Origin of the sequence: Rhodococcus sp. 24CO (assembly GCF_050586165.1) — a bacterium.
In the GTDB taxonomy this organism is placed as follows: Bacteria; Actinomycetota; Actinomycetes; order Mycobacteriales; family Mycobacteriaceae; genus Rhodococcus_F.
In genome coordinates, this window is record NZ_JAZFNF010000013.1 from 30,693 (window position 1) to 50,980 (window position 20,288).

At 61.9% G+C, this 20,288-nt stretch carries 16 protein-coding genes; 11 read left to right on the forward strand and 5 right to left on the reverse strand.

What is annotated here, in order from left to right; genetic code table 11:
* Positions 1-4 precede the first annotated feature (4 nt).
* Entirely contained in the window at positions 5-889 is an 885-nt protein-coding gene (gene truA, locus V2B23_RS27050; RefSeq protein ID WP_430953099.1) for a tRNA pseudouridine(38-40) synthase TruA, read from the forward strand.
* A 57-nt stretch (positions 890-946) separates the two neighbouring features.
* Here the strand turns inward: truA and V2B23_RS27055 are convergent, their stop codons facing one another.
* Positions 947-2,089: an acyl-CoA dehydrogenase family protein gene (locus V2B23_RS27055; protein ID WP_430953100.1), complete on the reverse strand. Its 1,143-nt coding sequence runs from the start codon at positions 2,087-2,089 to the stop codon at positions 947-949.
* Positions 2,090-2,146: 57 nt separating this feature from the next.
* Here V2B23_RS27055 and V2B23_RS27060 point away from each other — a divergent pair, with 57 nt between their 5' ends.
* A complete protein-coding gene (locus V2B23_RS27060; protein ID WP_430953101.1) occupies positions 2,147-2,740 on the forward strand; it encodes a TetR/AcrR family transcriptional regulator in 594 nt (197 codons plus the stop codon).
* Complete coding sequence (locus V2B23_RS27065; RefSeq protein ID WP_430953102.1) at positions 2,737-3,294, forward strand: NADPH-dependent FMN reductase; 558 nt, start codon at positions 2,737-2,739, stop codon at positions 3,292-3,294. The genes V2B23_RS27060 and V2B23_RS27065 overlap by 4 nt, the downstream gene beginning before the upstream one ends.
* Positions 3,295-3,299: 5 nt before the next feature.
* On the opposite strand, the gene eccE is transcribed toward V2B23_RS27065, so the two are convergent.
* A complete protein-coding gene (eccE, locus tag V2B23_RS27070) occupies positions 3,300-4,943 on the reverse strand; it encodes a type VII secretion protein EccE (protein WP_430953103.1) in 1,644 nt (547 codons plus the stop codon).
* Positions 4,944-5,005: 62 nt separating this feature from the next.
* Between eccE and eccB the strand changes: the two genes are divergently transcribed.
* On the forward strand, positions 5,006-6,469 hold the full coding sequence (eccB, locus tag V2B23_RS27075) for a type VII secretion protein EccB (RefSeq protein WP_430953104.1): 1,464 nt from the start codon (positions 5,006-5,008) through the stop codon (positions 6,467-6,469).
* Here eccB and V2B23_RS27080 read toward each other — a convergent pair.
* A complete protein-coding gene (locus V2B23_RS27080) occupies positions 6,462-7,112 on the reverse strand; it encodes a TetR/AcrR family transcriptional regulator (RefSeq protein WP_430953105.1) in 651 nt (216 codons plus the stop codon). The two genes, eccB and V2B23_RS27080, sit on opposite strands and share 8 nt — an antisense overlap.
* A 154-nt stretch (positions 7,113-7,266) precedes the next feature.
* Here V2B23_RS27080 and V2B23_RS27085 point away from each other — a divergent pair, with 154 nt between their 5' ends.
* The gene (locus V2B23_RS27085; RefSeq protein WP_430953106.1) at positions 7,267-9,393 is read left to right on the forward strand and encodes an ABC transporter permease; all 2,127 of its coding nucleotides are present in this window, start codon (positions 7,267-7,269) and stop codon (positions 9,391-9,393) included.
* On the opposite strand, the gene mycP is transcribed toward V2B23_RS27085, so the two are convergent.
* Both mycP and eccD read right to left on the reverse strand, forming a co-directional pair.
* Positions 9,372-10,790, reverse strand: coding sequence for a type VII secretion-associated serine protease mycosin (mycP, locus tag V2B23_RS27090; protein WP_430953107.1), 1,419 nt, complete (start codon positions 10,788-10,790; stop codon positions 9,372-9,374). The two genes, V2B23_RS27085 and mycP, sit on opposite strands and share 22 nt — an antisense overlap.
* Positions 10,791-10,807: 17 nt before the next feature.
* The gene (eccD, locus tag V2B23_RS27095; protein WP_430953108.1) at positions 10,808-12,274 is read right to left on the reverse strand and encodes a type VII secretion integral membrane protein EccD; all 1,467 of its coding nucleotides are present in this window, start codon (positions 12,272-12,274) and stop codon (positions 10,808-10,810) included.
* Positions 12,275-12,519: 245 nt separating this feature from the next.
* On the opposite strand from eccD, the gene eccCa reads away from it, so the two are divergent.
* The 6 genes from eccCa (at position 12,520) to rpsI (ending at position 20,163) form a co-directional block, all read left to right on the forward strand.
* The gene (gene eccCa, locus V2B23_RS27100) at positions 12,520-16,530 is read left to right on the forward strand and encodes a type VII secretion protein EccCa (protein ID WP_430953109.1); all 4,011 of its coding nucleotides are present in this window, start codon (positions 12,520-12,522) and stop codon (positions 16,528-16,530) included.
* Positions 16,512-18,017, forward strand: a complete 1,506-nt coding sequence (locus V2B23_RS27105; protein ID WP_430953110.1) for a type VII secretion-associated protein — start codon at positions 16,512-16,514, stop codon at positions 18,015-18,017. Before eccCa ends, V2B23_RS27105 begins: the two co-directional genes overlap by 19 nt.
* 153 nt (positions 18,018-18,170) lie before the next feature.
* A complete protein-coding gene (locus tag V2B23_RS27110) occupies positions 18,171-18,476 on the forward strand; it encodes a WXG100 family type VII secretion target (protein ID WP_033231349.1) in 306 nt (101 codons plus the stop codon).
* Positions 18,477-18,593: 117 nt separating this feature from the next.
* Positions 18,594-18,890 carry a WXG100 family type VII secretion target gene (locus V2B23_RS27115; protein ID WP_033231348.1) on the forward strand — a complete coding sequence of 99 codons (297 nt, stop codon included), beginning with the start codon at positions 18,594-18,596 and terminating at the stop codon, positions 18,888-18,890.
* A 323-nt stretch (positions 18,891-19,213) separates the two neighbouring features.
* Positions 19,214-19,657 (forward strand): 50S ribosomal protein L13, encoded by a 444-nt coding sequence (rplM, locus tag V2B23_RS27120; protein ID WP_033231347.1) that lies wholly within the window; start codon positions 19,214-19,216, stop codon positions 19,655-19,657.
* A complete protein-coding gene (gene rpsI, locus V2B23_RS27125; RefSeq protein ID WP_430953111.1) occupies positions 19,654-20,163 on the forward strand; it encodes a 30S ribosomal protein S9 in 510 nt (169 codons plus the stop codon). The genes rplM and rpsI overlap by 4 nt, the downstream gene beginning before the upstream one ends.
* Positions 20,164-20,288: the final 125 nt, after the last annotated feature.

Genomic DNA, 20,288 nt, shown 5'->3' on the forward strand with positions numbered 1-20,288 from the left:
TCCCTTGGTTTCAGCACACGCTGAATCGAACGAGCCCGCCGCCCCCCTCGGGGACGGCGGGCTCGTTCGATTGCGGCTCGACATTTCCTACGACGGCACCGACTTCTCGGGGTGGGCGCGGCAAACCGATCTACGCACGGTGTGCGGTGAGATCGAAGACAAGCTGGGAACTGTTCTACGGCAACCCGTTCAGTTGACCGTTGCGGGTCGGACGGATGCCGGCGTACATGCCAGTGGTCAGGTGGCACACGTCGACGTGCCCGCTGATCTCTTGCCGGACGAGCCGTCGCGGTTGGTTCGGCGGCTCGCTCGGTTCCTGCCGAAAGATGTTCGAGTCAAGAATATTTCCGTTGTCCCCGCGGATTTCGACGCGCGTTTCTCCGCGATGCGACGCTATTACGAGTACCGGGTGTCCAACGCGATGTTCGGTGTCGAACCACTTCGTGTGCGTGACATGGTTTCCTACCCGAACCCTCTTGACCTGGCCGCGATGCAGGAAGCGTCGCAGCGACTCTTGGGACTCCATGACTTTGCCGCGTTCTGTAAGCGCCGTGAAGGAGCCACGACGGTACGCGAACTTCAGCGATTCGACTGGACACAAGAGGGCACGGTGTTCACGGCCTACGTGAATGCCGACGCATTTTGTTGGTCGATGGTGCGGAGTCTGGTCGGCGCCGTGCTGTCCGTCGGTGAGGGGCGTCGTACGTCGGATTGGCTTGCCGGGTTGCTCGACGAGACCTCACGGTCGAGTTCCATCCTGGTAGCGCCGGCGCATGGTTTGTCGTTGGTTCGAGTCGACTACCCGGATTATTCGGAGTTGGCGGCCCGCAACGCGATTACCCGTGAGACCCGGGAATTGCCGTCGGCCGGCGGCTGCTGCGGCGACTGAATGCGCTCGTGCGACATTGCCCTCCCACCATTGTGGGAGGGCAATTGTCGTAGTGGGCTATCCCGCCAATTGACGTGCGATGACCAGACGCTGAATCTGGTTGGTGCCCTCGAAGATCTGAGTGATTTTGGCTTCACGCATGTACCGCTCGACCGGGAAGTCCTGGGTGTAGCCGTATCCGCCGAATACCTGCACCGCGTCGGTCGTGACCTTCATCGCGGCGTCCGTGGCAATCAGCTTGGCGACGCTGGCGTTGCGGGAGTATGGCACTCCGGCGTCGCGGCGACGGGCGGCATCGAGGTACGTGGCACGAGCGGAGTCGACGGCTGCGGCCATGTCGGCGAGCACAAAGCCGAGGCCCTGATGGTCGATGATCCGCTTGCCGAAAGCCTTGCGTTCCTTGGCGTAGGCAACTGCGTCGTCGAGTGCGCCCTGGGCGATGCCGACGGCAACGGCCGCAATTCCCAAGCGGCCGGAGTCGAGAGCGCTGAATGCAATGGGAAGTCCCTGACCGCGTTCGCCGATGAGCCTCTCGTCCGGGATGAACGCGTCGTCGTAGTTCGCGGAGGCGGTGGGAACAGCGCGCAGCCCCATCTTTTCCTCGGGCTTACCGAAGCTCAGGCCCTCGGTGTCCTTGTCCACCAGGAGGCAGGAGATGCCGCGAGAGCCGTCGTCGCTGGTGCGGGCGAAGAGGTTGTAGAAGTCTGCCTTGCCGCCGTTTGTGATCCAGGCTTTGCTGCCGTTGATGCGGTATCCACCGTCGACGGGGGCAGCCTTGCATGACAGTGCTGCTGCGTCGGATCCCGCCTGGGCTTCGGAGAGGCTGTAGGCGCCGATGGTGTTGCCGCCCAACATGTCCGGCAACCACTTGTTCTTCTGTTCGTCGGTGCCGAAGGTGAAGAGCGGGAAGCAGGAGAGGCTGTGAACGCTCACGGCGACGGCAACTGCAGCCCAACGTGAGGCAATCTCTTCGAGAACCTGCAAGTACACCTCGTACGGCTGATCGCCGCCGCCGAACTCCTCGGGGTACGGCAAGCTCAGGAGCCCGGCTTGTCCGAGAGCGGGGAAAACTCCGTCCGGGTACTTCTCGGCTTTCTCGTACTCGTTGACCTTGGGGGCGAGAACCTTGTCCGCCACGTCTCGGGTCAGTTCGATGAGATCGCGAGCTTCTTGGCTGGGCATCAGACGTTCGACCGGCACTGTCGACTCCTGTTTCTGTAGTAGTACTGACAACGATACTGCAGTACTGTTTTCAGTATGGCAAGAGTGACGGCACGCAGAGTGCAGCTATTCGATCAGTTGGTTGCGCTTTTTCTCGGCGAAGGATTCGCGCATCTCACACTCGATGAGATTGCCGCGCGCCTGCATTGCTCCAAGAGCACCCTGTACACGGTTGCAGCCGGCAAGGACGATCTCGTGCGCGCCGTCACGGTCCATTTCTTTCGTACCGCGACCGACGCCGTCGAAGACGCGGTTGCGGCTCACGAAGATCCGTTGCGGCAAGTGAGCGCGTACCTCGAAGCCGTCGGCGATCAGCTTTCCGCCGCATCGCACCAGTTCATGGAGGACCTCGCGGCGTCCACGTCGGCGCGTCAGGTGTACGAAAAGAACACGTCGATCGCAGCGGGTCGGGTACGCGAACTGATTGTTAATGGTGTGGAGGCCGGCGCTTTTCGCGAAGTGCACGCGTCGTTTGTCGCCGACGCGGCCTCGAGCACGATGGTGCGGATACAGCAGCGCGAGGTCTACAAGGCGACCGGACTGGACGACGCGCAGGCGTACCGCGAACTTGCCGCCCTCATCACCACCGGGATTGCTGCGACGGGCGCGCCGTTACCATCAACGGCATGACCGATCTGTTCGTCGAGGTAATTGTCGGTTCCGTGCGTGAGGGACGAATCGGCTTGGCTGTCGCCGATTGGTTTGTTGCGCGTGCTGCGGCGCAACCGAAGTGGTCTGTGTCGGTCATCGACCTCGCCGAATTGATGCTTCCAACGGATTTCTCGCCGTCGGAAGCGGCCGAGGAACTGCGTCGACGCATCGAGCGCGCCGACGTCGTTGTTGCCGTCACGCCCGAATACAACCATGGATATTCCGCAGCTCTGAAGACGGCACTCGATTCGGTGAAACACGAATGGCGAGCAAAACCGATCGGTTTTGTGTCGTACGGGGGAGTGTCGGGAGGTTTGCGAGCGACGGAACAATTGCGGCAGGTTGTTGCCGAATTGCACATGGTCTCCGTGCGTCAAAGTGTGAGTATTCACCAGGCCCGCAAGCAATTTCGGGCGCCGAATCCTAGTGTGGATGCTATCGCAATCGATGCCGCCGACCGAATGATCGGCGAATTGGACTGGTGGGGAAGAGGATTGCGCGAGCATCGCGGCCGGCAGCCGTATCCCGGGTGACTTTACTACGGTGAAACCGGGAACTCGGCCCCTGCCCGCGGTCGTCCGATGAAGGCTGTTTCGGCGGCGATGGTCACCAGCGTGAGTTCGACGCTCGTCTTGTCGGTCGCGACGACAATCCGATCGCCGAGGGCATTCGGCTGGACAATCGTGAGATCGGGTTCGATCTCAGGCCACTGCGTCGGGTCGCCGTACACGTAGACCGCGGTGACACCGGCGCGCGGGGGAAGAGCTCGAACACCGTCGAAGACAACGGCATTGAAGGTCCCCTCTGGTCCTTGCCCGTGGCCGGAAACTCGGAGGCGATCGGGAACGCCCATCGAGTCGATCAACGGTGTCCAGGTCTCGGGCCGATCCGTGTGGATCAGAACCCGGGTTCCGGTGGCGATGGCACGGAAGATCAATTGTTGGGCGAGATAGAGTTCCCCGGCCACGAAGACGGTATTCACGCCGGTTCCCGCAACGAGGGCAGCAACGCCTTGGCCTCGATCGTCGGATCCGAGGAGTTGTCCGCATCCCGCCAGTGGGAGCTCGAGCGCAGTCAGGTCGGCAGCATCCATTGTTCGGGTAGGCGAGATGGCGTCGAGCGAGGTGAGCGCGGTCGGCACGTTGGTCAGCAGAGCATCGCGTTGACGGCCACGCATGGATACCAGCCCGGCGACCGGGGCAGCTTTCGGGAGATGCCGAGTCGTGAATCGACAGGTAGCGCTCACTGCCGTCAGTCCGGTTTCGGGGCGTGGTCGGAGCCGAACAGTGACCGAGGTGCCCAGTGTCGCGGCCGCCCACACCTGCGCAAGACTGTCTTTGGTCATTGCCTTCGGTTCGATTCCGTAACCGAGATTCGATACACCGGGAAGTGGTGTGGAACGCCATGTTTGGGGCACGTCTGCGACTTCCACGCCGCGACTGACCTGTGCGATCGACGATGAGATCTCGGGTGCTGTCAAGATGCGTGCCCGCGCGCCTGCGGCTTCGAGAACCCGCACCACTCGGCTTGTTGCGACGGAGATGCTACGCGCCGCTCCATCGTCGCCACCACCACGGCGGACGACGGCGTCGGAGCCTTCGATTCGGTCGAATCGTAGTGCGAGCCAGACGATTCTGGTGGCCGTAGCGGGCAGCGGGCCGATCAGACGGTCGTACACCTCGGTTGCCGGTGTTCCGGACGCCACCCGAAAACCGTGGCTGACGATGTCGATCCCGGTGAGCGAAATGTCGTGTTGGTGAAGGCAATCTGCGAGTGCCGCCGTAGGAAGGGCATGCGACGCGTCGAATGACGTTCGGCCGATTCGCGTCAGATAGTCGTGCGGCGCCATGATCTCGACGACGCTCACCAGCGTCGAACCGTCGACGCGTAGGCCGATGGATTGCTCGCTGGGCGTCTGGAAGCTCACGATGGTTCCGCTGGAGGTGTGGCGCCCTCGCCTGTATCGAACAGCGGTCCGAATCCACGTCGCGATCGATCGACCGCCGACATGCAGCAGCAGGATCACGGCGACGGCGGCTGCGATCACGATTGCCCACCGCAATTCGAGTCCGACAAACAGGGCGAGACACGCTGCGCTGATGCCCACGGCCTGTGCAATGACGACCTCGTGCGCCGAGATCCTGTGCGATGACGGCCAGTACTTCAAACGTGATCTGTCCACGGTTCCACCCCCGGGGGAACTGTACTGTGTCACCTCAGGGGATGACAGGTACGGGGGGAAATATGGCGGCTACACCTACAACTCGGTGGCAGGTCAACGGATACCGCTTCCTGGTTCGGCGCATGGAACATGCACTGGTCAGGCGGGATGTGCGGATGTTGCACGATCCGATGCGATCGCAATCGCGGGCCTTGATCGTCGGTATCGTGCTGGCGTCGTTGGGTCTTGCGGGGTGTGGCGTGCTTGCTCTTTTTCGGCCTCAGGACAAGATTGCCGATGCAGCTATCGTGGTCGGAAAAGACTCGGGTGCAATGTTTGTCGCAATGGAGGGCACATTTCACCCGGTTCTGAACCTTGCATCTGCGAGGTTGATCATCGGTTCGCCTGACAAGCCTTCGATCGTGAAGGAATCCGAAATCGACGGTAAGCCTCGGGGAGCGCTGGTCGGGATACCAGGTGGGCCGTCGGCACTACCGGAGGCGGCAGATCCGACAAATGCGCCCTGGACTATGTGTGACACAGTAGGCGCCGACGGTAATCGGTCCGTGGCCTCGGCGGTGTTGGTCGGCGAGCCGAAGTTGCGGGAGGTCGCGTCGTACTTGCCTTCTGATCAGGCGCTTCTCGTGCGTTCGGGTGCTGATCATTTTCTCGTCTACGACGGGAAACGGGCTGCGCTCGACATCGGCGATCCGGCGATCACGCGGGCATTGGGACTTGAAGGAATCGAGCCGCGGCCGATCAGTGTCGGCATGCTCAATGCGATCCCGGAGGTTCCGCGGATACAGGCTCCGGCCATTCGTGGTCTTGGCACCGTGCCGCAGTATCCGTTGGCGAACAAGACTGTCGGATCCGTTGTTCAAGTGTCCACCGGCTCCGAGATGATGTACTACGTCGTTCTCGAGAACGGTATCCAGAAAGTCAGTTCCGCTGTGGCGCAACTGATCTACTTCTCCGACTCTCAAGGTGACTCGGGGATGGCCACTGTGACGCCGGATGCGATCAATCGCATTCCCTCGGTGAACGAACTCGCCGCGGCCACACTCCCGGCAGTGGCTCCGACCGTGGTGAACGAAGACGTAGCTCCGGTCAGTTGTCTTGTCTGGAAACCGGATCCGGCCTCGGTTGCGGCGCAGCGTAGCTCTGCGAGCGTGAGCGTGGTCGTGGGTAGCGACCTGCCGATTGCCGCCGACGCCAGGGTGGTCGCGCTGGCGCAGGCGGACGGTTCGGGGGATCGTCTGGATTTTGCCTACATCGCGCCGGGTATGGGGGGATTTGTTCAGGCAACCGGGATCGAGACGGAGAGCACGCGGCGCGACAGCGTGTTCTATGTCGCCGATACCGGCGTGAAATACGGCGTACCGAACGAAGATTCGGCGAAGGCGCTCGGACTCTCGAGACCCCCGGATCGCGCGCCTTGGCAAATGTTGGAGTTATTGGCATCGGGCCCGTCGCTCGACAAATCGAATGCCCTTGTTGCACATGACGGCATGACGCCCGACCCGGATCCGGCGGCGCCGGTCAATTAGCTGCCGTGCGCGCCCCGAGAAAGTCGCCGACGCTGGTGACGGGGGCTGAAAGTATGCCAACCGCCGCGTCGATGATGAAGTAGGCCAAGCCAGTCCAGTCGGGGTCGATCGAGTCTTGCTGGACCAGTGACTCGTACCGGGCGCAGACGTCCGTGACCATGCGACCCATGATCCAGGCCCTGCCGGCAAGTACTTGTGGTGGCACGTCCACGAGGAAGGCCCTCGTTTGCTGGACGAGGTCGTCTTCCAGCGGGTCCGACATCATGGAGATGAGCTCCATTCCGGATGGCACAGACCTCAATTGTTGGAGCAGACGTGCCCGCCAGCTGGGTCGCGGCAACGAGGACAGCTGATCGGTCCACGGAAGAATGAGGCAGCTCAACAAGTCTCGGAGATCGGGGTTCTCGCCCATGACGGCGACGAGTTCCGTGCGGCGTATCTTGGTCTCGGTCGCGTGACGCTCCAACAGGGCGCGGATGAGTTCGTCGCGTCCGCCGAAGTGATAGGCCACGGCGGAGTGATTGGCGTTGCCTGCGTGTTCGGCGATGTGGCGGTTCGACACTGCGTCGATGCCATTTGTGGCAAAGAGTTCCTCTGCCGAGTCCAGTAATGACTGCCGTACCCGATCTCCGTGTTGCCCCATGCTTCCTCCGTTTACTGGTTCCCTGAGTGGTTTTCCGGCGCGACGCCACGGAAGTGGGACCAACGTCACGACTCTACCGATTGCCATTCTAAGTCATGCGGCGTAATTTTTTTAAGACGCGCAGCGTAATTTTTTGGAATTTAGGAGTTCGACTATGACCACTACCGCATCGCCGGAAACCGAGCATCCACCAGGCGAGCCCACGGAAGCCGAGGCTGCTGCCGCTCGAGCCCGAAAAGAGCAGATCGGCCGATACGTCGCGATGATCCTGCTGCCCTTCCTGATGGTCGGCATGATGATCACGGGGTATCTGGCCGCGATGCACGCGCCTTCCCCGAACAACATGCCGATCGCGGTTGCCGGGCCGATGCAGCAGGCCGACCAGTTTGCGGCTGCGCTCGAGGCGTCCGATCCGTCGGCTGTCGACGTGCGAGTAGTCGCCAGCGAAGACGAGGCACGTCAACTGCTCCGGGGCCGTGAGGTATCCGGCGTCGTGTCGTTGCCCGCTACGGGCGGCGACACCGCAACGGTCTACACCGCGAGTGCGGCCGGCGCTGCTCAGGTCTCGACAGTCACCGGACTTGTTGCCCCACAGGTGCTGGAGCAGGGGCTCAACGTGACGGTCGAGGATCTGGCTCCACTTCCTGCCCACGACACCGCTGGTCTGGCGGCGATGTTCATGGCTACGGCGCTCATGCTCGCGGGCTACATGCCGCTGAGTATCATGCTGTCCAACTCGCCGGAGCTGTTGCGACTGCGCCGAGTCGTGCCACTTCTTGCCGGATGGTCTGCGCTGATCGCAGCGCTCGTGTGGTTGGTTACCGGCCCGATTCTCGGTGCAGTCGAGGGCCATACGGCGGCAGTTCTCGGAATCTCCTGGCTCGCTGTCTTTTCCGTCGGTTCCGTGCAGTTGTTCCTTACCCGGATATTCGGGCCGATGGCGGTTCTGGTCGGCATGTTGTTCATCATGGTGCTCGGCGTCCCGGCCTCGAACATGGGAATGTCGGTCTACACCCTGCCGTCGATCTACGCGACGCTGCACGGATTCCTGCCCACTGCGGCAACGGGTGAGGCGCTTCGATCAGTGCTGTACTTCGGCGGTGACGGTCTCGGTTCGCATCTGATCGTTTTGGCGCTCGGAGCAGTGCTTGCGCTTCTCGCGACCTTGGGCGTCGACGCGCTCAAGCGTCGTCGCAGTCCTGACGGCGGTATTCCTGACGTGACGATGGAGTCGTTGACAGCGGGACCCCGTCCGACCAGCAACAAGGTTCGGTACGCCACGCTCGCGTTCTTCCCGTTTGCCATGGTTGTGCTGATGCTGTCGGTCATGCTCGGAGCGATGTACCAGCCGGCGCCCCGTGACATGCCGGTCGCCGTGGTTGCAGCCTCGAGCGAGCAAGCTGAGCAGGCCGTTGCCGGACTTGAACAGAATCTGGGCGGACTGTTCGATCTGAGTGCAGTCGATTCGGTGGACGAAGCCGGCGACCTCGTTCAGGACCGTACGGTTGTCGCAGCATACGTACTGCCGTCCGCCGATTCGCCGAGCGCGACCCTGATCACCAGCCAAGCTGCCGGCATGAGCCAGCAGCAAGCAGTGGCGGCTGTATTCACGCAGGTTGCGCAGGGCCAGCAGGTGCTGCTGACCACACAGGATCTTGCGCCGCTTGCCGATTCCGATTCCAGCGGCACGGTCAGCATGTACATCGCGATGGGCTGGATCATGTCCGGCTTCATGATCATCGTCGTCGCGAGCAGTGCTGCGCCCACGGTGATGAAGTTGCGGACTCTGCTCCCGGTGCTTGCCGGGTGGTCGGTCTTCATGTCCGCCGTGATCTGGACAATTGCCGGACCTATAGTCGGAGCGATCGACGGCCACTTCTGGCAGCTCTTCGGAACCGGAATCGTCGCGACCTTCTGTACCGCGCTGTTCACGACAGTGCTCGTACGGCTACTCGGGCTCCTCGCAGTCATCCCGGCGGTCGCAATCTTGATGTTCCTCGGGGTTCCGGCTTCAGGTGGTGCGCTGTCGGTTTACATGGAGCCCGAGATATTCCGAGTGCTCCACGGCATCCTGCCGATGCCTGCCGCCGTGGAATCGGTACGGTCGATTCTGTACTTCGGCGCGGACACAGTCGGGTCGCACTTGATCACGTTTGTGATCTGGGGCGTTGTCTCCTTGTTGTGCGTCATATTCATCGACAAGGTGCGGTCCGCTCGGGCCGAAGATCTGGCCCCGGAGCACGCGGATCTGCCCAAGGATCAGCTGTCTGCTGTTTCCTGATGACGTGAACGGTGTCCTCGCTCTGCAAGCACACGACGTATCGGAAACGATGACAGAAGGGCGAGGATGCCGAGCGAACCTACGGCCGCGACGCCCACGAGAGCCGCGTCGCGCGCGCGGTTGTCCGGCGGCGGCGGTACGGGCAGCGCAGCCAAAGTCGTGGTGTGGTGACCGAGCGGATAGGTTTCGACGTCGCTCGGCAGCGCGGTAACCGCTGCCAACGGATCGACCACCCCATGCCCGACGTAGGGGTTCCAGCCCTCGGCCGGGGCATGTGCCGTCGACTCGATGCGCTGAACTACCTGTGCAGCAGTGAGATCCGGGTATCGGGATCGAACAAGCGCCGCGGTTGCCGCGACGTACGGCGCCGCAAAACTTGTCCCGTTGATTGCGCGAGCGGAGCCGTCCGGGCCGTACGTTCCGTTGGTCAACCCAGATTCGGTGGGATTCAGTGACACGATTCCCGTCCCGGGAGCGGCCACGTCGACCCAGGGACCACCGAGGCTGAACGAGCTCGCCGCCCCGTTGGGATCGACGGATCCGACGGTCAGTACGAAGTCGTCGTACCAGGCGGGGCTGGCGAGCGTGTTGATCGAATTCCACAGGTCAGCATCGGGCGTCAGCGGGCTGGGTGCGGGATTCTGGGTTTTGCATCCGCCGGATCCGACATTTCCCGCGGCGGCTACGACAACGATGTCCTTGACGAGCGCGGCGTATTGGATTGCGGCACCGAGACGTTGATCGTTGATGCCCTCGGCTGCCGGCTTGCACGCAACCTCGGAGATGTTGATGACGGTTGCTCCCAGATCGGCGGCGTGACGGACAGCCATGGCCATCGTGTCCACATTTCCGTACCCCGACGAGTTCTCGGCGATGTTCGGATCGTCTTGGCTGCCGGCCAGGGAGTATGCGGAACTGGACTGTCGGATCGTGATGATTGTCGCTCCGGGAGCGGCACCGGAGAAGCCTGACCCGGCCATTGGTTGAGCGCCGATCAACCCAGCGACGACGGTGCCGTGGGCGTCGCAGTCCTCGGTTCCGTCGGTGGTTCCCACGTAGTCGCCACCGGGTTCCAGATTGGGAAGTCGGGGATGACGGCTGACTCCGGTATCGATAACCGCGACACGCTGCCCTGCGCCGGTCGTGATCGGCCAGACCGCATCGAATGCCAAGTCGAGCTGGGCGGGCGGGATATCGGCACCGTCGCCGCCCGATACGGCCGGGACGCACAGTGTGCGTTGCGCAGTGGCTTGCGGCGGCGCCGCGGGGCCGTCTTCGGGAAGCATCAACGGATCGATGGGCGGCGGCATCGCGCCGACGGCTACGCCTTGCCCCGCACAGAGTGTGAGTGCGGCGGTGGCGAGGAGTGTCGCAGTCCAGGATATTCCACGGTTCATGCGTGTATGTCCGCCGTTCAGAGTCCGCGCATGACCGAAAACAGATCGGTCACCCAACAGATCAGAGGCACGATCAGCGCGATCGCAGCCAAGTCGATCAACTCTGCAATCCGTCGCATTACCGGGCTGAACACCCGGTTCGGTGCGAGGATGCCTAGCACCAGTGCCAGGATGAGAAGGGCCATGGCGAGGGCAAAAATGACGACGGCGTCGTCCTGGTGTGACCAGATCTGTGCTCCCAGAACAACTAGCACGATGGCCGCCCCAGACGCGATGAGGGGGACAGCCTGGGCGGTACCGGCAAATGTGCGTCCGCGGAGCATCAGAACGCCTGCGGTAACTCCGGCCAGGGCAAGGCCGGACCAGACGACTCCGTCGCCGGTATGGACTGCGGCCACGCTCAGCGCACCGGTCATCGCAGTCACGGATGTCGCAACCACCAAACCGGTCAGGTAACTGCGTGCGCGTCCGGTTCGCTCGGTCAGTTCGTCGAAATTCGGCATGTCGGGTTCGGCGACAAGATCACGAGCTTCGTCCAACGGATTTGCCGGTACCGGCACTGGTGGCAACGGAAGCTTGGCAAGAATCATCGATAGCCGGGCCGAGTAGGCGAGGGTGATCAGCGCGAGTGCAATGGCGACTGCACTGATCGTTTCCAGCGAAACGCGCGGTAGCAGCGTTGCTGCTGCAGTAGCTGCAGTTGCGGCCAACGAGATGCCGAAAAGTGCTGTGAATGTAGCTAATCCGACGCCACAGAGGCGCAGGCATAGTAAAGCGACCGATGCGACGAGCACGGAACCCATGAGAAGGTGTGGCGCCTGTAGTTCATCGGGCACGGCAAGGAGACCAGCGGTGAAGGCAAGTGGAACGCCGGCGCAGCCGAGGGCCAGTGCGGTTCCACTGTCGTGGTAGACGCGGGCCGTCACGATCGACGCAATGGTCAGCAGAAGGGATGTGATGAAAGCGCAAGTAGCACCGGGTATTCCGGTTGCGCCGACAATCAGCGCGGCAGATCCGAGCAATGATGCGAGGACAGCGATCACGGAACCGGTGATCCGTGCGGCCAGCGGTGTCCACCGCCGATAGGTCTGAGCGTCGGTGGCGGCGACGGTGTACATGATGTCGTCGAACAACGGCGGTGGGGCGGCAGCGTCCGCGGCTTCGAGAACGAGTAGTTCTCCGTCACGAATTCCATGCTCGTGAAGGGAGAGCGTGCCGGACAGCGGTGCGCGGCCAACCTTGGCCAGGGTCCAGTCCGTCGGTTCGAATTGTTCGGATACGGTGTCGAAATCATTGGAACCGCTGTGGCTTCGAATAGTGTCGACTATGCCGGGAATGACCAGTGTGAGCGGAATGCGTAGCGGTACTGCGAGATCGACCTGCGAGTGTGCCGAGAGAACTGTCAGTCGACACAGCTCTGCCGACGGGCCGCTACGACGATCACCTGGCGCCGCCGGCGCCGTGTCGGTTGTCGACATGCTCATGAATCAACCCCACTGTTCACTGTCGAACCCCACCCTTCGACGCGATTCCCCGTTCGCGTCACCCCTTCGTTATCGGAACCATACGACACCGCACTGGGAATTGCTGCCGCCACTGTTCCAGTGGAACGGTTGTGCTCGAAGGTCTTTGTCGGCCCGATGGGTTAGTGTCTTCTCGTTGCGTGGACTTTGTGCCGTGGGGGCGGTCCGGTTGATGTCGGACACATCGCAGCGCTGTAGGGGGCTAAGTGAGCACAGTCAGATTTTTGCGTCGGGCTCGGCGTGAGGCGCCGCGCGCGCCAGGCGGCGAGGTGACGTTGCAGGCGCCGCCCGAGATCCCTCGTGTGACTCCTGGCAATCTGCTGACCAAATTGCTGCCGGCGGTGATGGTGGTGGCAATGGTCGGCATGGTCGCGTTGATGTTCACGTCGGGAATGGCGCGAAATCCCATGTCCTTGTTGTTTCCGATCATGATGATGGTCTCGATGCTCGGGATGCTGGCCGGTGGCGGTCGTAGTGGTGGCGCGCGGACAGCCGAAGTCAACGAGGACCGTAAAGACTACCTTCGTTATCTCGATCAGTTGCGTCGTGATGTCGACGAGACCGGACAGGCGCAACGTCGGGCACTCGAATGGAGTAGTCCGCAACCGTCGTTGCTGTGGACGCTGGCGGGCACCTCACGCATGTGGGAGCGTCAGATAACGGACCCCGATTATTGTCACGTGCGTGTCGGTCTCGGCAGTCAGAGACTGGCGACTCGTCTGATCTCGCCGGAGACTGGACCGGTTGAAGACCTCGAACCGGTTGCATCCGTGTCGCTTCGACGATTTGTCCGTTCCCATTCGGTGGTCGAGGATCTTCCGACTGCGGTGTCGCTGCGGGGGTTTGCCTCGATAGCGCTGGAGGGTCAACGTGACGCGGCGCGGTCGTTGGTCAGGGCGATGCTGATGCAGTTGTGTACTTTTCACGGTCCTGACATATTGCAGATCGCTGTGGTGCGGGGCCCCGATACTCAGGTCGAATGGGAATGGGTCAAATGGTTGCCGCACACGCAGCATCCGGAGGCGTACGACGGTGCGGGCGCGGCGCGGATGGTGTACGGCTCCTATCTCGAATTGGAAGGTGCTCTGGGTGAGCAACTTTCGATGCGTGGCCGTTATTCGCGCAACGCGCCCGCAACGTCAGGTGTGCCGCATGTCGTCGTTGTCGTCGACGGCGGATTGTTGGAAGGCGATTCGGGTCTGTTGACCGGAGCGGGTCTGGATTCGGTGACGATCCTGGACCTGTGTGGCTTCGCGTCGTCGTTGTCGGCCAGTCGAGGTTTGCGTCTGGTGGTCGCTCCCGATCAAGTGGGCGCGGTCAGCAGTGCGGGCGTGGAGAAGTTTGCGCGCCCGGATTCCGTCTCCACGACCACCGCCCAGACCTTCGGCCGACGGATGGCGCCGTACCGTGCTGCGTCACAGAACGCTGTCGATTCGGGGGACGACGACACGGCGTCGCGCTCGTGGAGTCAGATGCTGGGCATCGGAAACGCTGCGCGGTTCAACCCGGAGCATGCGTGGTTGCCTCGCCAGGGACGTGATCGGCTGCGGGTGCCGATCGGTGTCGGTGCTGACGGCCAACCTGTCGAACTCGACCTCAAGGAATCCGCTGAGAACGGAATGGGGCCGCACGGTTTATGTATCGGGGCAACAGGTTCGGGCAAATCGGAGTTTCTACGGACGCTTGTGTTGGGTTTGATCGCGACCCACTCGCCGAACGCCCTCAATCTTGTCCTCGTGGATTTCAAAGGTGGGGCAACCTTCCTCGGTCTCGAAGAGGCGCCGCACGTTGCGGCCGTCATCACCAACCTTGCCGAAGAACTGGCCATGGTGGACCGAATGCGCGACGCACTTGCCGGTGAAATGAACCGTCGTCAAGAACTCCTCCGGGCCGCGGGAAACTTCGCAAATGTGTCGGACTACGAAAAAGCGCGGATGGCGGGTGCTGCACTCGACCCGCTGCCTGCCCTGTTCGTCGTAGTGGACGAGTTCTCCGAATTGCTCAGTCAACAACCGGAATTCGCTGACCTCTTCGTGGCAATAGGCCGGCTCGGCAGATCGCTGCACATCCATCTGCTGCTTGCCAGTCAACGTCTGGATGAAGGGAAATTGCGTGGGCTCGACAGTCATCTGTCGTACCGAATCGGCCTGAAAACATTCTCCGCCAACGAGTCTCGAACCGTGTTGGGAGTCCCCGACGCATACTATCTACCCGGAAATCCAGGCGCTGGATATGTGAAAGCGGATTCTGCCGAGATCGTGCGCTTTCAAGGCGCGTACGTCTCCGGACCCTACGAGGGCGCGAGGATTGCGCCGACGCGACTTGCGACGGAACAATCCGTCGGTCTCGCTCCGGTGTTGTTCACCGCTGCGACGGTGATCAGTGATCACATCCCGGAGGATGTGGTGGAGCCGGACTTTGTCGACATGGGAGAGGCGGGTGACGAATCACGGACGCTCATGGGAGTTCTCGTCGACAGGATCAAGGAGTACGGTCCGCGCGCGCATGAAGTGTGGCTTCCTCCGCTCTCCGAGTCCCCAACGCTCGATCAGCTTCTTCCGCGTGCCATCTCGGGTGATCCGAATCTGCCCCGCGGGAATCTGAGTGCAGCGTTCGGAATTGTCGACAGGCCGTTCGACCAGCGGCGCGACCCACTAGTTGTCGACCTCAACGGGTCGACCGGAAATGTAGCGATCGTCGGCGGCCCGCAGTCGGGGAAATCGACGGCACTGCGGACCCTGATCATGGCGTTTGCTTTGACGCATACCGCGGAGCAAGTGCAGTTCTATTGCCTCGATTTCGGCGGCGGCACCTTGCTGGGACTGCGGGACCTTCCGCACGTCGGTTCGGTGGCAAATCGTCTCGACGAGGACAGGGTCAGGCGAACGGTCGCGGAGGTTGCGACGGTAGTGCAGCAACGGGAGCGACTCTTCCGTGATCTTGGTATCGACTCGATGGTCGAATTCCGGCGACTGCGCACTGCCGATCCTCGCGGAGTTGGCGTCGCCGCCGGCCTCGAACGCGACAGATTCGGCGATGTCTTCCTGGTGATCGACGGGTGGCCAAGCGTTCGTTCGGACTTCGAATCTCTGGAAGGTCCAATCAGTATCCTTGCGGCGCAGGGATTGTCATTCGGAGTTCACGTCATGGTCACCGCGCCGAGGTGGGCAGATATTCGGCCGGCATTGAAAGATCAGCTCGGCACTCGGATCGAACTACGTCTAGGTGACCCGGGAGACTCCGACGCGGGGCGCCAGAAGGCAAATCTGGTTCCGGAACGTCATGCGGGGCGCGGCATCACTCGTGAAGGCCTGCACTTGTTGACCGGGCTTCCGCGAATGGACGGTATCTCCAGCAGCGTAGAACTCAGTGCCGCTGTATCTGATTCGGTGATGCGCATTGCGGCTATGTCGACGTCCCGACCCGCTCCGCCGGTTCGGATGCTTCCCGAATCATATACGCGTGCAGAGCTTCTCGAGTCTGTCGGTGACAGGTGGCCGCGGGCAAGCGCGGGCGACGGTCGGTGTCTGCGGATACCTGTCGGGTTGGGTGAAACCGACCTCGAACCTGTCTACATGGACTTCGCGGAGCACCCGCACCTCCTGATATTCGGCGATACCGCCTGCGGGAAAACGTCGCTGCTCCGCGGCATTGCCGAAGGGATCATGGCGTCGAACACACCGGCGCAGGCAAAATTGATCATCGGTGACTATCGGCATTCGATGTTGGGTGTGGTCGACGGAAATCACCTTGGTGGATACTCGGCCTCAGCGGCGACATTCGGTGAACTGATGGCTGACCTTGCTCGGATCGTCGGCGCGAGAATGCCGAATTCGGATACGACGCAACAACAACTGCGAGAACGCTCGTGGTGGTCGGGGCCGGAAATCTACGTGATCATCGACGACTACGACCTGGTGGCAACATCCACCGGTAATCCGGTCGCTGCACTGCTCGAGTTCATTCCCCACTCGAAAGATGTTGGGCTGCATCTGGTGATCGCACGACGATCCGGCGGGGCAGGGCGAGCGCTGTTCGAACCGGTGATTGCCCGGATCCGTGACATGGCACCCGCCGGCGTCGTGATGAGTGGCAGCCGCGATGAGGGGAATCTGGTTGGCGCGGTGCGTGGTTCCGAGATGCCGCAGGGACGGGCTACCTACGTTTCTCGGTCGCAGACCCAGCTGGTGCAACTACCGTGGATGCCACCGCTGTGACACCGGGTCACACGTTGTCGGTTTCTGTTCATATAGGTTCGTCCAACGCGTGGTCGGCAACCAGGCAACGCGAATTCTGTTGCAGGGTCGACACCGAGCAGCACTCGTCACCGGCCGCCGCGTTGCCTGCTGTCAATCCGCTCGATTTCATCGACGACAACTACATGGAGATCGGTGGACGAATCGCGCCTACCGATCTCGAACTGGTGCACTTGATTCTGCACACTGTGCAGGGTTGCGGCCTGGCCGATGTAGATGTGTTGTACCTGAGCTATCCGACCGAGTGGGGAAATACGCGAAAGGGGCGATTGCTCGACGCGGCTCGCCGGGTCGGGTACGACGTTGTCCTGGTCCCGACGGCGATCGCGATTGCCCGTGCCACCCGGGGCAGCTGGCGAGCCAGGTGCATTGTGGTGGAGATCCGTGGTGGTGACGCTGTCGTTTCGTGTGTGCGCGATTTCGACGGAGACGTCACGGTTATGAGCACTGCGCGCAGATCACTGTCGGAATTGACGCAACTGTTCGGTGAATTCGACGAACTGACTGTTCGGGACGCCGTCGTGGTTGTCGGGCGGCATTCACATTCGATTGCGTCGTCCTTGGAGCGTGGATCGCGAAGCATTCACGGCTATGCGAGCGTGCGTGTTCTCGACGAGAGTCGGATCGTCCGAGCGATCGTCGATCCGCGGGTGCGTCTGGAGTCGGTCGCGGCAGAAAATTCGGCGGGACGGGCTGTGGACAACTCGGCATTCGGAGATCGGTGGGTGCCGCCGTCGGGGCTGGTTGCGCCAGCCGATTCGGGAGTCCACCCGCGCCGCTGGTTGCCGGCGCTGGCGGTGTCGGTCGTTGTTGTCGGACTGCTCGGAGTGGGCGTCGCGGTCGCGACCGGGCGCGGCGGCGTCGAGGGCACTGCGGTCGAAGCCCGAACTATTGACGGTCAGTCTGCCGATGTGGTGCCGGCGAGCACACTGCCGACGACACTGACGTTGCCGACCGCACAGGGTAGTGCCCCGCCCAGCACGCTGGTGCCTTCCAGCACGTCGGCTGCGCCGACGACAACAATCCCGCTCGCTGGTGGCAACGTGAGCGTTGTCGTGCCGGCGGGGTGGGCGCCCGATCGCGGCCGATCGGCCGCAGGACGGATGGACTTGGTTCCGGCGTCTGGGAACGATCGCAAGATCGTCATCATCGAGAAGGAGCTCCGGGCAGGCGTCGAGTTCGACGCGGTCGAGATCGATCTGCGTGAGCAGCTGTCGGCGATAGAGGATCCACTCCGCTTCGGCAACCTCGAGTCCGCTGTTACCTCGGACGGGCGAAAGGTTCTGTTGTACAGGGAATTTCCCGATGGGTATTCAGAAGTTCGGTGGCAGGTATTTGTCGAACGTGGCACGCAGGTGAGTATCGGGTGCCAGTACCTCGTCGGTGAATGGGACGCGTTCGAGCCGGAGTGCGTGCAGATCGTCGAATCCCTGTCGCCCGTGAATTGACCGCGCGAAATTTGTTTCGAACCGTCGGAACCGCCGGCGAGTGCGCGGCGTCCAAGTATGTGTAGCGCACATCAGGTGTTTGTTGCCAGCGAAGGTCCGCCGGATGTGAGCCACCGCCGACACCGCGCATGCACATCACAACCAGGGGGAAACATGGGCTTTACCGCAACTACCGCTGAATTAATCAGTTCGGCGAATGTCATCAACGGCCATTTGGGAGACATCAGAGGCCTGGTGAATGCCGTTCGATCCGAGGCGGAGGCGTCGAGCGGTTCGTGGAAGGGCAGTGCACACACCGAATACGCCGACATCATGGTGCGCTACAACAACGCTGCCATGAAACTCGACACGGCGCTGGGCGATATCTGTGAGCAGATCAAGCAGTCGGCCGGAACGTTCGACAGCGCAGAATCCGACAACGTGAGTTCGTTGCGCGGCGCGACCGTCAACATGTCCTGAGTGATCTGAATCAGGCTCCGCGCAAGAACATTCGGTGAGTCGAATCAGATCGACCCGGATGCGACAGACATACAGTGATCAGATTCGATACGGACATAAAGTGGAACGGGAGTGGTTATGAGCGAGAACATGATCAGGTACGACTTCGGCGGACTTGCCATGCTGTCTGACGAAATGAAGCGTCAGGCGCAGGCGATCAACGACAAGCAGGGTGAGATCAAGGTTGTTGTCGACAACCTGCAGGCGGGTTGGGAAGGCGCGGGTTCCGAGGCCTGGAACGATGCACAGCGTCGGTGGGGACAGGCGTCGGAAGAGCTGAACATCGTGCTGGCTCAGATCGCCAACGCAACGGCGAGTGGTTCCGATTCGATGCGGGACGCCGATCGCGCGGCGGCAAACGGCTTCGGGCGCTGACCTCACGCCGAATGTAGCTTTCCGCTTTCTACCCCGACGAGCATCGGTCGTTGGGGTAGAAAGCTTTCGTATGAACGCTGCCAACCGGTGGTCCGGACTCTCTTTGACCGGAGACGGTTGATACCGGTATCGTCTATCGGTGGCGTGCCGTAGGCCTCCGCATGTTGATGTCCGGATGTTTGATCGTGTGTTCGACTGCACGTTCGATTCCCGGAACTCGATGCGCAGGGTCCAGCGGTTCTCGGGTCTCAACTGGCCGCCGAGAATTGTCTATGCGATACGCACATGGTCAGCAGTGGAATGAATTAAGACGAGGAAGTTCTGTGTCTACGTACACCCCGAAGGCCGGAGATGTGACCCACACGTGGCACGTCATCGACGCCACCGACGTGGTGCTGGGCCGTCTTGCCGTTCAGGCAGCGACCCTGCTGCGCGGTAAGCACAAGCCCACCTACGCTCCGCACATCGATGGTGGCGACTTCGTCGTCGTCATCAACGCCGAGAAGGTTGCCATCAGCGGCAACAAGCTCGTTGGCAAGAAGGTCTACCACCACTCCGGATTCCCGGGTGGCCTGAAGTCCCGCACCGTGGGAGAGGTCCTCGACCGGACCCCCGATCGCCTCGTGGAGAAGGCCATCGTCGGCATGCTCCCGAAGACCAAGCTTGGTCGCGCGATGAGCAGCAAGCTCAAGGTCTACGCTGGCCCGAATCACCCCCACACCGCGCAGCAGCCGGTGCCGTTCGAGATCAAGCAGGTCGCACAGTGACATCGCCGGAAGAGCAGAACGTGACCGAAGAAAACATCGAGGCAGTGGAAGAATTCGCCGCCGAAGCAGTCGAGGTCGTCGAAGAGGTTGCAGCGGCTCCGCTGGCACCGATCGTCATCGATCGCCCGATCCAGACCGTTGGTCGTCGTAAGGAAGCGGTCGTCCGCGTCCGCATGGTCCCCGGCACCGGCCAGTTCAAGCTCAACGGCCGCACCATCGAGGATTACTTCCCGAACAAGGTGCACCAGCAGCTGATCAAGGCTCCGCTGGTTACGGTTGAGCGTCCCGAGTCTTTCGACATCGTTGCACTGCTGCACGGTGGCGGACCGTCCGGTCAGGCAGGCGCGTTGCGTCTGGCTATCGCTCGTGCGCTCATCGAGGTCACCCCCGATGATCGTCCGGCACTCAAGAAGGCCGGCTTCCTGACCCGTGACGCTCGCGCAGTCGAGCGTAAGAAGTACGGACTGAAGAAGGCCCGTAAGGCATCGCAGTACTCGAAGCGTTGATGCTTCGCCGAGGTTGACCGGCTGGTCTGCTTCGGCACCTGTTCGACTCGAGAGCAGGCGTCCATCGTTACCGGACGCCTGCTCTTGTGTTTTTCGGGGAAGATATTTCACAGAACTCGCACAAG